Genomic DNA, 16,079 nt, shown 5'->3' with positions numbered 1-16,079 from the left:
CAGAACGTCCACGGCTGAGGAGTTCAGGGGGTCTCCTCAGCCGTGGCCCACAGGACCGCTTCCCGGCGAGTGGCAGGGCGCCGTCTGCTAGCTCAGGCGGCCTGCCAGAGTGCGTCCGCTTCCGGTTGCTTCGGCTGGACCCGGTTCGGATCGGGAAGATAGGACTCGGTCGGGAGCGTCACGTACGTGATGGCGTCCGGTTTCAACGCGGTGAGTCTGCCCGCGAGATCCGCCAGTTTCGGAATCGAGCCGATTCCGGTGTCCGTGACGATGGACTTCGTGAGGATGTCGGCGAGTTCGAGTGTTTTCGCCGGGCTGGCGAGCCAGTTCTCGTTCGCCAGTTTCTCGCTCAACGCCCGCATGAACAGCTGCTGGTTCCTGATGCGGTTCAGGTCGCTGCCGTCACCGATGCTGTAGCGGGTGCGCACGAAAGCGAGCGCCTGCGTTCCGTCGAGTTTCGTGGGCCCGGCCGGCACGTGCAGCCCGCTCTTCTCGTCGTCGATCGCCTCGGGCATCGTGACGTCGATGCCGCCGAGCCGGTCGACGACGTCGCGGAACCCGTTGAAGTCGATCTGCACGAAGTGGTCGATCCGGATGCCGCTCATCTGCTCGACCGTCGCCACCGTGCACGCGGCGCCGCCGGTGGAGAAGGCGCTGTTGAACATGGCGATCGCGACCGGCGGGTTGTCCCCGCAGCGCGGCCTCGGCACCATCGTGTCGCGAGGGATGCTGACCACGCGAGCCTGGTCGCCCTTCGCGTTCAGCTGGACGACCATCGCGGTGTCGGACCGACCGTCGTCCTTGCCGATGAGGAGGATGTTGAGGGGGCGGCCAGGAGTCGACGGAGGCCTGGGGTGAGTGATCTCCTTCGCGAGATCGACGGTCTTGAGATTGCTCTCGAGCCGCCAGTAGGAGCCCCCGGCCACGACGCCCGTCGCGATGACCACGGCGGCCCCCGAGACCGCGAGCCATCGTTTCAAGTGGACGTTCATGCTTCTCACGGTGCCCGTTGTTTGTCCAGGTCCCGTCGGTGGTTCGTCATGGTTGTGTCACAGCGTGCCTCAGCCGGGCGAGGAATCCGGCGTTGTCGGCCGTGACGGCGTACTTGGCTCTCGTGCGTTCGGTGGCGATGTCACGTCCGAACGGACTGTCCGCCGCCAGGAACCGCTGGTCGGCAACGATCTTGCCGCGCGTGTAACGGCCCGTGAGCTCGATCGCGAACCGGTCCTCGTGGTAGGTGGCGAGGGCGGGTTCGCAGAGGATCGCCGCCGCGAGCGGGTCGTGCGGCACGAACCCCTTCTTGCCGAGGAAGCTGGCGTAGAAGTCGGCGTAGAACCCGAGGATCCGCCTCGGGAAGCAGTCGTCGGGCAGCGCGTCGAGCCACTCCTGCGGCGCGTGCCCCTCCATGGTCACGTCGAGGCCGACGATCGTGAGGTCCTCGAAGCCGGCGGCGAGGACCAGGTCGGCCGCTTCCGGGTCGTGCCAGAAGTTGGCCTCGGCGTGGGAGGTGATGTTGCCGGGCACGTTGAGCGCGCCACCCATGACCACGACCTTGTCCAGCAACTGCGGCAGACGTGGCTCGATCTGCAGGGCGAGAGCGACGTTCGTGAGCGGTCCGATCGCGAGGAGGCAAAGTTCTTTTGGGTTTTCCCGTGCCTTGTCCGCCAGCTGCTCGGCGGCGCTTTCCTTGGTGTGCGCGGTCTTCGGCTCATCCCCCGCATGGCCGCCGAGGCCGTCCGGGCCGTGCACGTCCTCCGCGGTTCTCAGCGGCTGCGCGAGCGGTTTGGCCGCGCCCATGGCCACGGGAACGTCGAGGTTCAGGCGTTCGATGAGCCTCAACGCGTTGGCCGTCGCCTGCTGGACCGGCACGTTGCCGTGGACCGTGCCGATGGCGACTATTTCGGTTTCCGGCTGGGCGCGCAGGTAGTACAAAGCGAGGGCATCATCGATGCCGGGGTCCGCGTCGACGATGATCCGCATGCGTCCGATCATGCCAGTGGGGAAGCCATGACGGTCCGTCCAGCAGTAGTCTCCGACGCCCCCGCCGTTGCGTCGGTGCACGTCCAGACCTGGCAGGCCGCCTATCGCGGTCTGGTGCCGGACTCCTTGCTGGACGAGATCTCGGTCGAGCAGCGCACATCGATGTGGGAACGGAGCATCCCGCGCGGTGGGGTCTGGGTCGGGCTCGTCGACGACGCTGTGGCCGGCTTCTGCGCCGTCGGCCCGTCCCGTGAGCCCGATGCCGCGTTCGAGCTGTACGCGCTCTACGTGCTGCCCTCGGCGTGGGGCACTCCGCTGGGATACGAGCTGGCACGTGCGGCACTCGGGGCGGAGCAGGACGTGGTGCTGTGGGTGTTCGACGAGAACCCGCGGGCGCGGCGGTTCTACGAGCGGCTTGGGTTCCGCGCCGATGGCACGGTCAAGACCGAGACCATCGGCGGGGCCGAGTTGGCGGAGATCCGTTACCGGCTCACCGGCTGATCTCATTGTCCAAACAGGACTCCGGCACGTGCTGGGGGCCTTCCGGACGGCCTGGAATCGGCCAACCCCGACGGGCCCGTGACATCCTTGCTCGACATCGACAGCCCGAAGCCAGAGCAGGGGAGCCACCGTGGTGTTCCGACCTGTGTTCCGCCGCAACCTGGAGTCGCACGAGGCCTCGATAGCCCGCGAGGTGTTCGGCGACGCCCTGGACATCAGCGCACTGAGCCTCGCCGAAGGCGGCCTGCTGGGCAGCTTCGGCGTTGCCCGCACCCTCCCGCGCCTCGTCACCTTCCCCAAGGGCGTCCTCACCACGCCGCAACACCAGGCCAGTTACGAGCGCTGGTTGGTCCACGAACTAACGCACGCCTACCAGTACCAACACGGCCGCAGCGTCCTAAGCCTCCTGCCGACCGCGATCGCCGGGTTCTTCGTGAAGGGCCTCTACGACTACGGCGGCGCGGAAGGTCTGCGCGGGAAGACGTTCGCCGACTTCAACACCGAGCAACAGGCCAATATCGTGGCCGACTACTACTACCTGAGCAGGTACGAACCGTCCCGTGACCTGTCGGCCTACGAGCCGTACATCAGTCACGTCCGCGCCGGCGGGTGACTGCCCGAATAGATCAGGGCCCGACAGCGTTTCAGCATGTCAGGCCCTGATTTCACCCGGCGAAAGGTGGTGCCCCAGGCAGGATTCGAACCTGCGACACACGGTTTAGGAAACCGATGCTCTATCCGCTGAGCTACTAGGGCCGGCGACAGCAGTCTACCGGGGCGCCGCCACCGAGTTGACCAGCGCCCCCGGCTACCGCGGACCAGCAGGTCGCTCACGCACCGTGAGCGCTGCGTAGACCAGGCTGCGGCCGTTGGAGGGAAGTGAGGCAGGCCACCTTCTGCCGGGCACAAACGTCAGGTAGGGAGAGGGCGTGAGCAGACCCTGGCCCGACTTCCGTCCTGGCCCGCTTGGTTCCCTCAAGGCCTGGTGGCGCAGGAGGGTGCCCAAGCGTGCTGACGACATCACCTTCGTGCCGCCGGCCAGCAGTCATCAGCAGGAGTTCGAGACGCCGCTGGCGAGTGCGGTGTACGGGCTGGACTTCCACTTCAAGTTCACCGTGGTGTGGCGGCTTGATCTGGCTACGGGGTTGCGGCACAACTCGCCGCGTAGTGCGGCGATCCATCATGTTCTGCAGCGGGCCAAGGAGATCGGTGCCAAGGCGATGCTGGTGCATCACGCTGCCCTGCAGGTGCAGTTGGGGGATGAGCTCGCCACCGAACGGCAGGTGCCTGGGACGCATGTCTGGGCTCGGGCCGAGCAGGTGAAGATCACGGTTGGCGACGAGGACCTGGAGATGGCTCGGAAGCATGTCGAGCTGCTCAGGAACTCCACGTTCAAGCTGGCCGAACGGGATGTCGAGCGCGCTGAGATCCGGTACCTGCGGGACGAGGTGTTGACGGACGTCGGTACGGCGACGATCTGGTGGTTGCAGCGCAACGGGTATCAGGTCGCGGAGGCGGTCAGGCTGGCTGATCACCTCGCCGAGCTCGTGAAGCTCGCGCAGCGGGAGCCGGCCACGAACTGGGCCGAGTCGTTGGTCAGCAGTGTGGAGCGGGCCATGCCTGAGCTTGGGGACGCTCATCGGCGGGACCTGCGGCTGCACCTGGTCAAGGCGCTCAGTGTCTATGGCGGGGCTCGGGTGGCCGCTGAGTTCGCCGACCAGGTCGGGTTGCCTGCGGGCGAACGGCATGCGAATGGGCACGTCTAGGCTGACTTGGGTGTTGACCCAACTTCGCAGTGCCGCTGTTGTCGCCGGGTTGCAGGCCCTTGCCCGGCTCACGCCCTATGCCGAGGCAGAGCTCATCGGACTTCGCAAGGTCGTCAAGCCCGGGGACGTCTGCATTGACGTCGGGGCCGCGCTGGGGCTTTACACGGTGACCATGTCGCGGCTGGTCGGTCCACAAGGGACTGTGCACAGCGTTGAGCCGCTGGTGTTCGCGCACCCTGCCCTTTCGTACGTGTTGCGGCCGCGGGAAGGTGCCAACATCAAGAGGCACTCGGTGGCGCTTGGTGCGGAGAAGCAGGGGCGTGAGGTCATGTCCGTGCCAGTGCGGCACGGGAGTCCGGTGACCGGGCGGTCGTTCCTCACGGTGGGGGCCAACGGGCTCGGGTCCAACGAGGAGTTCGACCAGCATCTGGACGTACTGGTCAAGACGGACACTCTCGACCATTTCGTCGAGGAGCAGGGGATCACCCGGCTCGACTTCGTCAAGGCCGATGTCGAGGGGGCCGAGCTCAGGGTCCTCGAAGGGGCTGTGGAGACCATCGAGCGGCTCAAGCCCGCGTTCCTGCTCGAGATCGAGGAACGGCACGTCGAGCGGTTCGGGTACCACGCGAAGGACGTCGCCGACTTCCTCACCGAGCGCGGATACCGGATGAGCACGTGGCACGGCGGTGAGTGGGTGCCGACCGGCGCCATCGGGGGCGAGATCCGGAACTACCTGTTCAGGGCCTGAAATAAGTAGAGGACGCCGACCCCTGGGGGTGGATCGGCGTCCTCATCTCGAAGGCCTACGAGACGTAGACCTCAAGCTCGTACAGGGAGTACCCGTACTGATTGGCCCGTTGGGTACCCGTCAGTCGTAGGTATCTCGCGTCCTGTGGTGTGAACGCTACGACATCATCGCCGCCATCGCCAGCACTTGTGGAGAAAACGTTCCGCCACGTCGTGCCGTCATTGGAAATCTCGATGCGGTAACCCCTGCCGAACGCTGACTCCCATCGCAACACCGTGCGACCGATTCGTTGCACTGAGCCAAGGTCGACCTGGATCCATTGATTGTCGTTCCAGTCGCTGGCCCAGCGGGACGTCGGATTGCCGTCCACCGCGTTCGACGGCGGGAGGTTGTTCCAGCCCTTTTCGTGTGACGACGCGGTGGTGGTGCGGCCTGCCGCCAGGTTGGTGATGGTCTGGCCCCGGCGGGACGGGAACTGCACGACCTGCTGGTACGTCGGGCGGTTCTGCCAGTGGATCTTGTCCTGGGTGATGCCGCCCATGGCGCGGTGGATGATCGTGTCCGCGCACCATTGGTCGCCTGCGGCGCAGTCTGCGTCGCCGGGGTAGACCGCGTTCGCCGGCTTGGCGACGGCTGCCTGCAAGGAACTCACGAGTGCCGTGCGGCAGCCGGAGAGAATGCCGCCACCGCAGTAGGTCTGCGGGAACGCGCCCTGGACCGGGTCGCCGAGGACCTTGCGCAGGTCCTTGTCCACGTAGCCCCACCAGCCGTACTGGAACGACGAACCCTTGTGCGGCGCGGCGCCGTGCGTGTCGGACGGGGATTCGTCGACCTGCTGGGCAGCGACCAGGGCGTTGTAGAGCCCGTCACCCAGCGACGGTTTGAACTGCGACTCGACCAGCAGGGGCCACCAGGCATCCAGAATTCGGATGGCTTCGGCGTGGTCGTAGGCCTTGCTGCCTTTCGTGGTCTCCTTGCGCAACGAGCCGGAGCGCTGCCAGTCCTTCAGCTTCTGCACGACCGGAGCCAGGGAGGCGTCGACCGGAGCGGACTCCAGCACCCGCAGCAACTCGGGCAGCACCTGCTCGGCACGCAGGTCGGCCACTGCCGCCTCGGCCATCACGCGAGTCAACGAAGCACGCGTGACCTTCTGGCCGGAAGCGATCAGAGCGCGCACGCGGACGTCGAGCAGGTCGCCGCGGTGCACGGCGCTGTGGCCGAAGCTGCCGAACGTGAAGTCCTTGGCCTGCTTGTTGTTCCAGGACACGTAGTAGTCCTGGTTGATCGAGTTCGGGTGCGCGGCGAACGGCATGTAGGCAGCAACATTCTCGTCGCCGTTCCAGTCCACCCACTCGTACTCGGCCCGGCCCCACGTCGGCAGGTTCGGGTCCACAGTGGATCGGCGGACCGGGTTCAGGCCCGAGTTGAAGTACGCGGAGTCGCGGGAGTCCACGTAGAACCAGTTGAACGCGTAGCCGATCTTGTTGGCCGCGCGCTGGAAGTCGGCGGCCGAACGGATCGCCGAAGGATCGTTCAGCTCCTGGAAGCCGATGATCGAGTCGACCTCGTGCATGTACGTCGAACGCAGCGTCGTGTACGCCACGACCTTGCCGCCGACGGTCGCCCTGCTGGTCACCAGGCCGTACTTGGTCCGGTACATCACCAGCGTGTACGAACCGGCGGGCGTGCCGTCCGCGACCGTGGGTTTCCAGGCGTTCTTGCGCTCCAGCCGTTCCATCGGCAGGCAGGAGCCGTGGAACAGGTAGTGCGAAGAGGCCTTTGTCGGAGCAGAGCCGTCCGGGTTGCACAGCTCGACGGCGTAGGTGTCGACGATGTCCTGGCCCGACGAGGTGGCGCTCCACGAGTAGTCGACACCCCGGCCGAGCTGCACGTACATCGAGACGCCTGCGAACGAGACGCCGCGCGAACGGATGCCGGGCCCGTTGAGCTCCTGCAGCAGGAGCAACTGCGGCGCGAAGTAACCGGTCTGCGGCCCCCACACGGCGATCGGGTTCCCGCTGTCCGTGTGAGCACCCGACACCGCTAGAGCGTTCGACATGCCGTGCTTCTTGTTCAGCAGGTCGGCAGGCAGCACGCCATCGGAGAAGATCCCCCGGGCCTTCGCCACGTCCTCGGAAGCGGGAACGGCGACGGAAGCACCCGCGCCGCCCACCTCGTCGTAGACCATGCGCTCCGGCGTGACGACGCCACCGTCGGGAAGCGCCACGCCCTGAGGCGAAGCGGGCGAGGCGGAGTACGGGAACGACTGTCCGTCGTGGAGGGTCAGCACGGCCTCGGGGTCGTTCTGCGCCCGGAACGCCTTCCACACCTGCTCGCCGGTGGCAGCGCCGTACTTGTTCTGCGCGGCCAGCTTCACCAGCGCCGACTGGACCTCACCGCCACCGCCGGCACCGAACAGGCCACCGACCACGGACGCGATCGCCACCATGTCGGTCGACTTGAACGGCTGGATGTCGTTCCAGTTCGTGATCGAGTCGGCGTGCCCGGTCAGCACGTACTCGCCGGGGAAGTTCCGTGCGGAGACAGACTGCGTGATGTACGCGTTGATGCCCGCGGTGTAGTCGTTGACGTCGGCCAGCGCCTGCCGGCCGCGCTCACCGCCGTTCGCCGTCGCACTGTCGATCTGCTTCTGCAGGTCCGCCTCGGTGTACGGGATCTGGTTGAAGAAGCTCTGCTCCAGCACGCGGTTGCCGGGCGCGCCACCGGCGAAACCGGTCAGCTGGCCGCGCCCGAGGTGGCGGAACACGTCCATCAGCCACAGGCGGTCCTGCGCGGCCGCGAAACCGGCGCCGAACATCGTGCCGGACCGCGTGGTCCCGGTGATGTGCGGCATGCCGATCTTCTTGTCGCGCACGATCGTCACGTCGGACCGCGGCTTGATGGTGCTCTCGACCTGGTCGGACGGCACGCCGAACGACGCGTCGTTGAAGAAGTCCGTCAGCTGCGAGTTCGTCAGTCCGCCGTAGCCGCCGACCAGGGCGTCGTATTTACCGAGCTGGTCGGCCGAATGCGCGGGCCTGGTGCCGAACGCTTTGTGCGTGAGGATCTCGGCGAGCGTCGCGTTGCCGTTGTTGCCGGGCGGCAGGATGTCGTTGCACTGCCCGAGGCAGTAGTCGTCCGCGGCGAACGCGGCCGCGCGTGGGGGTTCCTCGGCGTTGGCCGCCGGAAGGATCAGAAGGGAGGCGGTGACGGCGGCGGTCGCCAGCAGGGTCGTCACCGGATTGGCTCTCCGCATCGCGCGAAGCTCCTCTCCGTGCAGGGCAGGGCTGTTGTGATGCACGTTACTTTCCGGTAGGGCTATTGCGAAAGACCTTCGCGTTTTCCAATCGCGGACAACAGGACCTGTATCGATACCGAAACCCGTTGCAGAGCCATATGGGCAGAAACGAGATCAAACGAGACATCTGAATCGGATTACCGAGGCCATATCCCTGTTTTCTGGTACGACATTCCACTGAGTGGGATATTGATGTTTCGTCACTCAGTGTTCCGATGGCCCCTCCTGACTCCTGGCGGCCTGCCTACGCAGCGAAGTCGGCGCTCAATTCCGGTAACTGTGAACGCCGTCGCCGATCTCGAAAATCTGTAACCACATGATGAGATAACTGAGAATTAACGCGACCTTCGGCGTGCGTACGCCAAGATCGCGCACATGAGGGAGCACGGAACGCCAATGCGGGAGGCGTCGTGATCAAGGTTCTGCTGGCCGACGACGAGGACCTCGTCCGCTCCGGCCTTCGCATGATCCTGAGCAGCGTCGGAGACATCGAAGTTGTTGCTGAGGCCGATGACGGACATCTGGTAGCCGACCTGGCACGCCAGCATCGTCCGCACGTTGTTCTGCTCGACATCCGGATGCGCACCTCGGACGGACTCGTGGCCCTGAGGAGACTGCGGACCCTGCCGGACCCACCGAGAGTCTGCATCCTGACCACGTTCGACGTCGACGAATACGTTTCGGAAGCACTGCGTCTCGGCGCGGCCGGCTTCCTTCTCAAGGACACCGAACCGGAACAGCTCGTCAAAGCCGTGCGTGATCTCGCGCGCGGAGGCGCTGTTCTCGACCCCGGTGTGGCGGCGAGAGTTCTCGCGGCCGTCGCCGACGGCGAACGAATGGCGGAGCCGGCCCGAAGGCTTCTCCAGAGCCTGTCCGAACGCGAGCGCGAGGTGCTCGTGCTGATCGGCCAGGGCATGTCCAACGCGGAGATCGGCGGCACCCTGCACCTGTCGGAGGCGACGGTGAAGGGCTACGTCTCGTCCGTGCTCGGCAAGATCGGCGCGGTCAACCGCGTGCAGGCCGCACTGGTGGCCTACCGCGGCGGCCTGATCGCCTAGACGCCGAGAACCCCCCGGAAGCCGAGACCCCCTAGTTCCCGGACACGATCCCGGGCACCTCGTCCACCGAGGGCTCGACCTCGACCCTGTTGCGGCCGTGCCGCTTGGCGCGGTAGAGCGCCATGTCGGCGGCCGCGAACAGCTGGTCCAGTTTGGCCGGTCCCGCCGCCACGCCGATGCTGACCGTCGGGCGGCGGACCGCGCCGAGCACCATCGTCCAGTCGTGCCCGTCGACGGCCGCACGGATCCGCTCGGCCACGTTCGGGCCGACGTCCATGTTCGGCCCGGTGTCCCCGAGCAGCACCACGAACTCGTCACCGGCCCAGCGCGCCACCAGGTCGTCCGACCGGCACTCGCGCCGCAGCAACGCCGCGATCTCGCGCAACGCCGCGTCGCCCGTCGCGTGCCCGGCGTCGTCGTTGACGTTCTTGAACCAGTCCACGTCGACCAGCACCAGCCACGGCACCCGCCCGCGGGCCGCCGTCGACTCCAGCAACGCGGCGGCCGCGCGTTCCAGCCCGAGCCGGTTCGCCAGGCCCGTCAACGGATCGCGCGCCGCGGCCTCCTGCGCCGCCACCGCGAGCCGTTGCGCCTGAACGGCCACCCGGCGCTGCTCCAGCGCCTGGCCCAGGCCTTCCTGCAACGTCTCCCTGGCCGTGCGGGACGCGGCCATCGACCGGCGCAACGCCTCGGCCTCGCCCACGGCGTCACCCAGCGAGTGGCAGATGTCCGCCAGTTCGGTCGAGAACCGCAGCAGCAGTGATGTGTCGTTGATGCGTTCGGCGCTGGTCACGGCACGGGACGCGAGTGTGCGCGCCTCGTCGAAATCGCCCTTCTCGCGGCGTACGACGGCGAGAACCCAGTTGCCGACCGAGATGCCCCAGAGGTCGTCGGCGTCCAGGGCCAGCCGCAGCGTCTCCTCGCCCATCTCCTCGGCCTTGTCCAGCTGACCGACGCCGGCCAGGGACCGTCCGCACGCGCCCAGGAGCGCGCGCCGGAGCACCTCGTCCTTGACGATGCCGAGGCCCTCGTCGAGGTACGCCAGCGCCTCCTCGAAGATCGCCGGGGCGGCCGCGGGCGGTCCGGAACAGGCGCGGAAGTTGAGCGAACCGCCGAGCCGCTGCAGGCAGTGGGCCAGCACGTCGGTGTTGCCCGCGCGACGCGCCACCTGCACCGACAGCCGCAGCATGTCCAGGGCCGCGCGCCGGTTGCCGATGCCCTCCATCAGATAGCCGAGGGAGCCCATCGTGTGGGCCACGGCGGGGCTGTCCGAACGGTCGGCGTCGAGGTCGGTCCACCCCTCGGCGGCCAGCTCCAGGGCGAGGGGGATGCGGCCGAGGCGCCAGGCCATCACCGCCCGGTTGACCAGCACCGCCGATCGAACCCAGCGGTCGGCGCCGGGGGACACCTTGGTGACCACCTCGTCGAAAAGACTGTTCGCCTCCGGCAAGCGGCCAGCGTTGAGCAACGCGCGGACCTCTCGGTCCAGCCGCGGAATCTGGCCCGCTACCAGCGGATCGCGTTGCTCCACTCGTTCATCGACTCCGTTCCGACTGGCCGAGCGGCCCGCACAGGCTACCGGGTCGGTCGCGCCCCGTACCGATCGTGGTGCAGGACGTCATCGAGGGGTAGTCGGTTGCGCCAACCGTGACGTTCCAGATCGGGAGTTTCGGGCAGTGATCGAACCGGACCGACGCACAGCCACGCAACCGGACGGACCCTGGTGGGGATGTCCAGCAGACGGCGCAGCACATCTTCCCGGTAGAAGCTCACCCAGCCCACACCGAGTCCCTCCTCCGTCGCGGCCAGCCACAGGTTCTGGATGGCGAGGCACACGGAGTACAGGCCGGCGTCCGCGATCGCGTGCCTGCCGAGCACCGCCGGCGAGCCCCGGTCCGGGTCGTAGGTGACCACGATGCCGAGGGTCGACTCCATGACTCCCTCGACCTTGATGCGGGCGAAGGTGTCCGCCCGTTCCTGATCGAGCTGAGCTGCGAAGACGCTGCGTTCGGCCTGGACGTGGTCCCGGAAGGCACGCCGGGTGGACTCGTCGCGCACGAGCACGAAGTCCCACGGCTGGGACAGCCCGACGCTGGGGGCGGCGTGTGCGGCGGTCAGCACCCGGCGCAGCACGTCGGCGGGAATCTCCTCACCGGAGAACTCGGCGCGGGTGTCCCTGCGGCGGTGGACCACGTCGTACAGGTTCATTCGTGCGATGGTGCCTCACTCGAAAGCACCAACTTCACGCTGGAGAGGTGGCGCTGATCTCACCTGAGGCGCTACACCGATCGGATGCGAAGAATGAAAGGCGGTTACGGCTCGGCGCTCGGATTCGGCGGCGGAGTAGGCGTGACCACGTTCACCGGCGCCTGGCCGCTGCTCGCCCTGTTCCTGCTCGCCGCCGTCGTGGTGGTCGTCTCGCTGCGGACCACGATCGTCGGCGCCGGCCTGGCCGCGCTGCAGTGCTGGGGCCTCTACGCGACCTTCCTGGTAGGTGTTCGAGGCGATCTGACGGTCGACGAACACACGACCTGGGTGCTCGCGTTGCTGGTGCAGCTCGCCGCGCTGGCCTGCCTGGCCAGCGCGGCGGTGCGGGTCATCGCGCTTGTGACGGGTACGGCAACAGGGCCATCTCCCGTGCGTTCCTGATCGCCGTGGCGACCTGACGCTGCTGTTGCGGCGTCAGGCCGGTCACCCGGCGGGACCGGATCTTGCCCCGGTCCGAGAGGAACTTGCGCAGCAGCGTGACGTCCTTCCAGTCGACGACGGTGATGCCCTCCTTCGCGAGCAGGTTGACCCTGCGCTTGAGCGGCCTCTTCTCGCGCATCACCAGCTCGCCTTCGAGACGCCGGGCAGCTCACCGCGGTGGGCCATCTCCCGCAGCCGGACGCGGGACAGGCCGAACTTCCGGTTGTAGGCGCGCGGCCGTCCGTCCACGACGTCGCGGTTGCGCAACCGGGTCGGCGACGCGTCCCGCGGCAGCTTCTGCAGGCCCTGCAACGCTTCCGCGCGCGTCTCCGGGTGCCGCAGCATCTCCTTGAGCTCCGCCCGTCGTTCCGCGTAACGCGCCACGACCTCGCGCCTGCGCAGGTCCGCCGCGATCTTCGACTTCTTCGCCACGTCCTCAGCGCTCCTCTTTGAACTCGACGTGCCTGCGCGCCACCGGGTCGTACTTGCGCAGCACCATCCGGTCCGGGTCGTTGCGGCGGTTCTTGCGGGTCACGTAGGTGTAGCCGGTTCCGGCGGTCGACCTCATCTTGATGATCGGCCGGACATCGGTGCTCTTGGCCATCAGACCTTCACCCCCTGCGCGCGGAGCTGGGCCACGGCGGCCTCGATGCCCACCTTGTCGACGGTCTTGATGCCCTTCACGGACAGCGTCAGCGTCACGAACCTGTTCAGCGACGGCACGAAGTACCGCTTGCGCTGGACGTTCGGGTTCCACCGGCGCCGCGTCTTGCGTTGCGAGTGCGAGACGCGGTTGCCGAAGCCCGGCTCACGGCCGGTCAGCTGGCAGCGCACGAGTACCTCCAGAAAGATGGACTCAGATTGAAACGACTTTCGTTTTCATCTACGGTACCTCACATGGAAACCGTTGTCGTTATGGTGGCGGGGCTGGTCGACCACGACGTCGCCGTGCGGGTGTGGCGTGACCGGCCCGGTTCGGTGCTCGTGCGTCACGTAGCTGCGGAAACGTGCGTGCGGCGCTGGGTCGACGGCATTGCGACCGACATCGACCTGCTGCACGGCTGTGCGTCCTGCACCGTGCGGGAGGACCTGCGCGAGCTGCTGGCCGCCCTGAAGGGCCACACGGTCGTGCTGCACCTGGACCCGCTGCTGGAACCGGACGCCGTGCGCCGCAAGCTCGGCGTCGACGTCGAGTGCGTGATCACCGTGCTCGACGCGGCGACCTGGCTGGACGATGCCCTGGGTGACGCGTCGATGGTCAGCGACCAACGCACGGTGGCTCAGGTCGTCGTCGCGCAGGCCGAGGCCGCGGATGTGCTGGTGCTGCAGGGAGACGCGGACGAACGCACGCTCGCCGTGCTCGACCGGCTCGCTCCGGGCGCACACCGCTGCACGCCCGAGACGGTGGTCGTGCGCAAGAGCACCCGGCCACGGCTGATGCCCCTGACGCCCGAATGTGGTGTCTCGACAGCGGTTTTCACGGCGGACCGGCCGTTCCACCCGGCACGGCTGAACGACGCGCTCGACTCGTTGCTGGACGGAACGGTCGTGCGCTCGCGCGGCCGGCTCTGGGTGGCGGACGAGCCGGACGTCGCGCTGCACCTGGAATCCGCGGGCTGCGGCCTGCACGTCGGCGAGGGCGGGCCGCTCGGCGGCAGGACCACCCAGATCGTGGCGATCACCCTGGGCGAACCGGACTCCATCACCGCGGCGTTCACCGAAGCGCTGCTCACCGACGACGAACTGTCCTTCGTGGACTCGATCCGAAAGCTGGCGATATGAAGCCCGGAATCCACCCCGACTACCACCCGGTCGTCTTCCAGGACGCGTCCACCGGCAAGACGTTCCTGACCCGCTCGACCGCGAAGTCGTCCAGGACGATCGAGTGGGAGGACGGCAACTCCTACCCGTTGCTCGTCGTCGACATCACCGCCGACTCGCACCCGTTCTGGACGGGCACGCAACGGCTCGTGGACACCGCCGGCCGGGTCGAGAAGTTCAACCGCCGCTATGGAAAGCGAGAGCGCTGATGGCCGTTCCCAAGCGCAAGACGTCCAGGTCCAACACCCGCCACCGGCGTTCGCAGTGGAAGGCCACCGCACCGGATCTGGTGCGCGTGCGGACGTTGGACGGCAAGGAGCTTCTCGTGCCGCGCAGGCTTGTCGCGGCCTACAAGCGCGGGCTGCTCTAAAGGGGCTGCTGGACCGTTCCGTCCGGTGCGTCGCGCCACTGGTCGAAAGGGCGGTCCAGCCTCCACCCCGTGCCGTCGTGGTCGAGCACGCGGTTCTCGCACGTGTCCGGATTGGACAGTGACTCGAACAGGTCGATGCTCCAGTCGAAGAGCCTGCGGCACAGCAACCTGATCGTCAGGCCATGTGACACGACCAGCACCGTCTTGGGATGCGACTCGTCCTGGTGCAGCCGCACCTCCAGGCCGTCGAGGAACGCCGCCACCCGGTCGTCCACGTCCGCTCCGGACTCGCCGTTGGGCAGCCGGAAGAAGAAGTGGCCGAACGCGTGCCGCTGGTGCTTGAGCACCTCCTGCTGCACCGGGTCCTGGAGGTTGCCCCAGTCCTGCTCACGCACCCTCGGCTCGGTGACGATCCGTTCCGCCTCGATGCCGAGCAGGTCGAACGTGTGCCTCGTCCTCGTGTACGGAGAGACGTAGGCCGCGACCGGGCTGTCGCCGATCAGGGTCTTGATCGTCGGTCCGGCGGCGCGCGCCTCGTCCTCGCCGGTCCCGGTGAGCGGCAGGGCGTGGTCGGGGATGCGGCAGTAGGCGAGCTCGTCGACGTTGCCGAGGCTCTGTCCGTGGCGCAGCAGGATGATCCGCACCCCACCATCGTGCCTCAGCTCCGCGGGTGCTCCGGGCGTTACAGTGCTCGGCGAGTCGAGGAGGATGGTGTCACATGATCAAGTACATCGCGCTGTACAAGAAGCCCGCCGACCCCGAGGGCTTCGACGAGAAGTACTTCGGCACGCACATGCCGATCGCCGACTCGGTGCCGGGACTCGTGCGCGCCGAGGTCGCCAAGGTGCAGCGGGTGTTCCTCGCGGGGTTCCTCGGCGACACCGAGCTGCACCTGATCGCGGAGCTGTACTTCGAGTCCGAGGCGGCGATGAAGGCCGCCTTCAAGACGCCCGAGTGGGCCTCGTCCGGAGCGAACCTCGCTGAGATCGGCGGCATGGAACTCGTCGCCATGTTCAGCGCCGAGGTGGTGTCGTGAAGGCCGTCGTCATCGGTGGCGGCACCATGGGCGCGGGCATCGCACACCTCCTGCTCGCGAACGGCCACGACGTCACGCTCTCGGAGGCCGACGCCGATCGCGCCGAACAGGGCAGGCTCGCCGTCCGGCGGTCGCTCGGCAGGGCGCAGGAGAAGGGCAAGCTCGCCGACGCCGACGCGGTGTTCGCGAAGCTCTCCACGGGTGAGCTTCCCGCGGACGCCGAGCTCGTCGTCGAGGCCGTGCCGGAGAACGTGCCGCTGAAGCAGAAGGTCCTGGGGTTCGCGGCCGAGAAGTGCCCGGACGCGGTCCTCGCCTCCAACACGTCGTCGCTGTCGATCTCCGAGATCGCCGCCGGCCTGCCCGGCGAACGCGTGCTGGGCATGCACTTCTTCAACCCCGTGCCGGTGCAGCAGCTCGTCGAGCTCGTCCACCACGAGGGCGTCGACCCCGCGAACGTGGCCAGGGCGCGGGCCTGGGCCGAGCAGATGGGCAAGACCGTCATCGAGGTGCGCGACTCGCCGGGGTTCGCGACCTCACGGCTGGGCGTCGCCGTCGGCATGGAAGCGATTCGCATGCTGGAGGAGGGCGTCGCCTCCGCCGCGGACATCGACACCGGCATGAAGCTCGGCTACCGCTGGCCGATGGGCCCGCTGGAGCTCACCGACCTGGTCGGACTCGACGTGCGGCTGGCGATCGCCGAGCACCTCGCGGCCGAGCTCGGGCCGCGGTTCGATCCGCCGCAGCTGCTGCGGGACAAGGTCGCCAGGGGTGAGCTGGGGAAGAAGACGGGCCAGGGCTTCTTTTCCTGGTAGA

21 protein-coding genes and 1 tRNA gene are annotated in these 16,079 nt (G+C 67.6%); 11 read left to right on the top strand and 11 right to left on the bottom strand.

The window, feature by feature from the left end; translation table 11 throughout:
• Window positions 1-92: 92 nt before the first annotated feature.
• Together BLR21_RS20420 and BLR21_RS20415 are read right to left on the bottom strand one after the other, a co-directional pair.
• A complete protein-coding gene (locus tag BLR21_RS20420) occupies window positions 93-992 on the bottom strand; it encodes an LCP family protein (protein ID WP_090007398.1) in 900 nt (299 codons plus the stop codon).
• Window positions 993-1,038: 46 nt separating this feature from the next.
• A complete protein-coding gene (locus tag BLR21_RS20415) occupies window positions 1,039-1,980 on the bottom strand; it encodes a nucleoside hydrolase (RefSeq protein ID WP_176929715.1) in 942 nt (313 codons plus the stop codon).
• A gap of 27 nt (window positions 1,981-2,007) precedes the next feature.
• Here BLR21_RS20415 and BLR21_RS20410 point away from each other — a divergent pair, with 27 nt between their 5' ends.
• Window positions 2,008-2,481 (top strand): GNAT family N-acetyltransferase, encoded by a 474-nt coding sequence (locus BLR21_RS20410; protein WP_090007396.1) that lies wholly within the window; start codon window positions 2,008-2,010, stop codon window positions 2,479-2,481.
• A gap of 130 nt (window positions 2,482-2,611) precedes the next feature.
• Window positions 2,612-3,094 (top strand): hypothetical protein, encoded by a 483-nt coding sequence (locus tag BLR21_RS20405; RefSeq protein WP_090007395.1) that lies wholly within the window; start codon window positions 2,612-2,614, stop codon window positions 3,092-3,094.
• A gap of 67 nt (window positions 3,095-3,161) precedes the next feature.
• Here the strand turns inward: BLR21_RS20405 and BLR21_RS20400 are convergent.
• Window positions 3,162-3,237 (bottom strand) — tRNA-Arg (locus BLR21_RS20400).
• Between the two features lie 173 nt (window positions 3,238-3,410).
• Here BLR21_RS20400 and BLR21_RS20395 point away from each other — a divergent pair.
• Together BLR21_RS20395 and BLR21_RS20390 are read left to right on the top strand one after the other, a co-directional pair.
• Window positions 3,411-4,247 (top strand): hypothetical protein, encoded by an 837-nt coding sequence (locus BLR21_RS20395; protein WP_090007394.1) that lies wholly within the window; start codon window positions 3,411-3,413, stop codon window positions 4,245-4,247.
• A 10-nt stretch (window positions 4,248-4,257) separates the two neighbouring features.
• Window positions 4,258-4,995: an FkbM family methyltransferase gene (locus BLR21_RS20390; RefSeq protein WP_176929714.1), complete on the top strand. Its 738-nt coding sequence runs from the start codon at window positions 4,258-4,260 to the stop codon at window positions 4,993-4,995.
• A 55-nt stretch (window positions 4,996-5,050) separates the two neighbouring features.
• Here BLR21_RS20390 and BLR21_RS20385 read toward each other — a convergent pair whose 3' ends face one another.
• Window positions 5,051-8,251, bottom strand: coding sequence for a penicillin acylase family protein (locus BLR21_RS20385; protein WP_090007392.1), 3,201 nt, complete (start codon window positions 8,249-8,251; stop codon window positions 5,051-5,053).
• A 452-nt stretch (window positions 8,252-8,703) separates the two neighbouring features.
• Here BLR21_RS20385 and BLR21_RS20380 point away from each other — a divergent pair, with 452 nt between their 5' ends.
• The gene (locus tag BLR21_RS20380) at window positions 8,704-9,351 is read left to right on the top strand and encodes a response regulator (RefSeq protein WP_030481367.1); all 648 of its coding nucleotides are present in this window, start codon (window positions 8,704-8,706) and stop codon (window positions 9,349-9,351) included.
• 31 nt (window positions 9,352-9,382) lie between these two features.
• Here the strand turns inward: BLR21_RS20380 and BLR21_RS20375 are convergent, their stop codons facing one another.
• Entirely contained in the window at window positions 9,383-10,882 is a 1,500-nt protein-coding gene (locus tag BLR21_RS20375; protein WP_090007391.1) for a GGDEF domain-containing protein, read from the bottom strand.
• A gap of 44 nt (window positions 10,883-10,926) precedes the next feature.
• Window positions 10,927-11,559 carry a 5,6-dimethylbenzimidazole synthase gene (bluB, locus tag BLR21_RS20370; protein WP_090007390.1) on the bottom strand — a complete coding sequence of 211 codons (633 nt, stop codon included), beginning with the start codon at window positions 11,557-11,559 and terminating at the stop codon, window positions 10,927-10,929.
• 84 nt (window positions 11,560-11,643) lie between these two features.
• On the opposite strand from bluB, the gene BLR21_RS20365 reads away from it, so the two are divergent.
• Window positions 11,644-12,000 carry a hypothetical protein gene (locus BLR21_RS20365; protein ID WP_143027791.1) on the top strand — a complete coding sequence of 119 codons (357 nt, stop codon included), beginning with the start codon at window positions 11,644-11,646 and terminating at the stop codon, window positions 11,998-12,000.
• Here BLR21_RS20365 and rpsR read toward each other — a convergent pair.
• The 4 genes from rpsR to rpmB are packed head-to-tail and all read right to left on the bottom strand — an operon-like array spanning window position 11,948 to window position 12,873.
• On the bottom strand, window positions 11,948-12,178 hold the full coding sequence (gene rpsR / locus BLR21_RS20360) for a 30S ribosomal protein S18 (RefSeq protein ID WP_090007388.1): 231 nt from the start codon (window positions 12,176-12,178) through the stop codon (window positions 11,948-11,950). The genes BLR21_RS20365 and rpsR overlap by 53 nt on opposite strands.
• Window positions 12,178-12,471: a 30S ribosomal protein S14 gene (gene rpsN, locus BLR21_RS20355; protein WP_030481362.1), complete on the bottom strand. Its 294-nt coding sequence runs from the start codon at window positions 12,469-12,471 to the stop codon at window positions 12,178-12,180. Before rpsN ends, rpsR begins: the two co-directional genes overlap by 1 nt.
• 4 nt (window positions 12,472-12,475) lie before the next feature.
• On the bottom strand, window positions 12,476-12,643 hold the full coding sequence (rpmG, locus tag BLR21_RS20350) for a 50S ribosomal protein L33 (protein WP_030481361.1): 168 nt from the start codon (window positions 12,641-12,643) through the stop codon (window positions 12,476-12,478).
• Complete coding sequence (rpmB, locus tag BLR21_RS20345) at window positions 12,643-12,873, bottom strand: 50S ribosomal protein L28 (RefSeq protein WP_256334813.1); 231 nt, start codon at window positions 12,871-12,873, stop codon at window positions 12,643-12,645. The genes rpmG and rpmB overlap by 1 nt, the downstream gene beginning before the upstream one ends.
• Window positions 12,874-12,936: 63 nt before the next feature.
• Here rpmB and BLR21_RS20340 point away from each other — a divergent pair, with 63 nt between their 5' ends.
• The 3 genes from BLR21_RS20340 to rpmF are packed head-to-tail and all read left to right on the top strand — an operon-like array spanning window position 12,937 to window position 14,230.
• Window positions 12,937-13,821 carry a GTP-binding protein gene (locus BLR21_RS20340; protein WP_090007386.1) on the top strand — a complete coding sequence of 295 codons (885 nt, stop codon included), beginning with the start codon at window positions 12,937-12,939 and terminating at the stop codon, window positions 13,819-13,821.
• Window positions 13,818-14,069, top strand: a complete 252-nt coding sequence (locus BLR21_RS20335; RefSeq protein ID WP_030481358.1) for a type B 50S ribosomal protein L31 — start codon at window positions 13,818-13,820, stop codon at window positions 14,067-14,069. Before BLR21_RS20340 ends, BLR21_RS20335 begins: the two co-directional genes overlap by 4 nt.
• Window positions 14,069-14,230, top strand: coding sequence for a 50S ribosomal protein L32 (rpmF, locus tag BLR21_RS20330; protein WP_071812574.1), 162 nt, complete (start codon window positions 14,069-14,071; stop codon window positions 14,228-14,230). The genes BLR21_RS20335 and rpmF overlap by 1 nt, the downstream gene beginning before the upstream one ends.
• Here the strand turns inward: rpmF and BLR21_RS20325 are convergent.
• A complete protein-coding gene (locus BLR21_RS20325) occupies window positions 14,227-14,874 on the bottom strand; it encodes a histidine phosphatase family protein (RefSeq protein ID WP_090007385.1) in 648 nt (215 codons plus the stop codon). The two genes, rpmF and BLR21_RS20325, sit on opposite strands and share 4 nt — an antisense overlap.
• A 74-nt stretch (window positions 14,875-14,948) precedes the next feature.
• Here BLR21_RS20325 and BLR21_RS20320 point away from each other — a divergent pair, with 74 nt between their 5' ends.
• Together BLR21_RS20320 and BLR21_RS20315 are read left to right on the top strand one after the other, a co-directional pair.
• On the top strand, window positions 14,949-15,266 hold the full coding sequence (locus BLR21_RS20320) for an EthD family reductase (protein ID WP_090007384.1): 318 nt from the start codon (window positions 14,949-14,951) through the stop codon (window positions 15,264-15,266).
• On the top strand, window positions 15,263-16,078 hold the full coding sequence (locus tag BLR21_RS20315) for a 3-hydroxyacyl-CoA dehydrogenase family protein (RefSeq protein WP_090007383.1): 816 nt from the start codon (window positions 15,263-15,265) through the stop codon (window positions 16,076-16,078). Before BLR21_RS20320 ends, BLR21_RS20315 begins: the two co-directional genes overlap by 4 nt.
• Window position 16,079: the final 1 nt, after the last annotated feature.

The organism is Lentzea albidocapillata subsp. violacea (genome assembly GCF_900100275.1).
Classification (GTDB): domain Bacteria; phylum Actinomycetota; class Actinomycetes; order Mycobacteriales; family Pseudonocardiaceae; genus Lentzea; species Lentzea violacea.
This window is presented reverse-complemented; position numbering and strand designations above follow the sequence as displayed.

Coding starts and splice junctions, on each gene's coding strand:
- rpsR (WP_090007388.1), bottom strand. CDS start 12,178: ATGCGCGAGAAGAGGCCGCTCAAGCGCAGGGTCAACCTGCTCGCGAAG.
- BLR21_RS20335 (WP_030481358.1), top strand. CDS start 13,818: ATGAAGCCCGGAATCCACCCCGACTACCACCCGGTCGTCTTCCAGGAC.
- rpmF (WP_071812574.1), top strand. CDS start 14,069: ATGGCCGTTCCCAAGCGCAAGACGTCCAGGTCCAACACCCGCCACCGG.
- BLR21_RS20365 (WP_143027791.1), top strand. CDS start 11,644: ATGCGAAGAATGAAAGGCGGTTACGGCTCGGCGCTCGGATTCGGCGGC.
- BLR21_RS20415 (WP_176929715.1), bottom strand. CDS start 1,980: ATGCGGATCATCGTCGACGCGGACCCCGGCATCGATGATGCCCTCGCT.
- bluB (WP_090007390.1), bottom strand. CDS start 11,559: ATGAACCTGTACGACGTGGTCCACCGCCGCAGGGACACCCGCGCCGAG.
- BLR21_RS20420 (WP_090007398.1), bottom strand. CDS start 992: ATGAACGTCCACTTGAAACGATGGCTCGCGGTCTCGGGGGCCGCCGTG.
- BLR21_RS20410 (WP_090007396.1), top strand. CDS start 2,008: ATGACGGTCCGTCCAGCAGTAGTCTCCGACGCCCCCGCCGTTGCGTCG.
- BLR21_RS20385 (WP_090007392.1), bottom strand. CDS start 8,251: ATGCGGAGAGCCAATCCGGTGACGACCCTGCTGGCGACCGCCGCCGTC.
- rpmG (WP_030481361.1), bottom strand. CDS start 12,643: ATGGCCAAGAGCACCGATGTCCGGCCGATCATCAAGATGAGGTCGACC.
- BLR21_RS20320 (WP_090007384.1), top strand. CDS start 14,949: ATGATCAAGTACATCGCGCTGTACAAGAAGCCCGCCGACCCCGAGGGC.
- BLR21_RS20340 (WP_090007386.1), top strand. CDS start 12,937: ATGGAAACCGTTGTCGTTATGGTGGCGGGGCTGGTCGACCACGACGTC.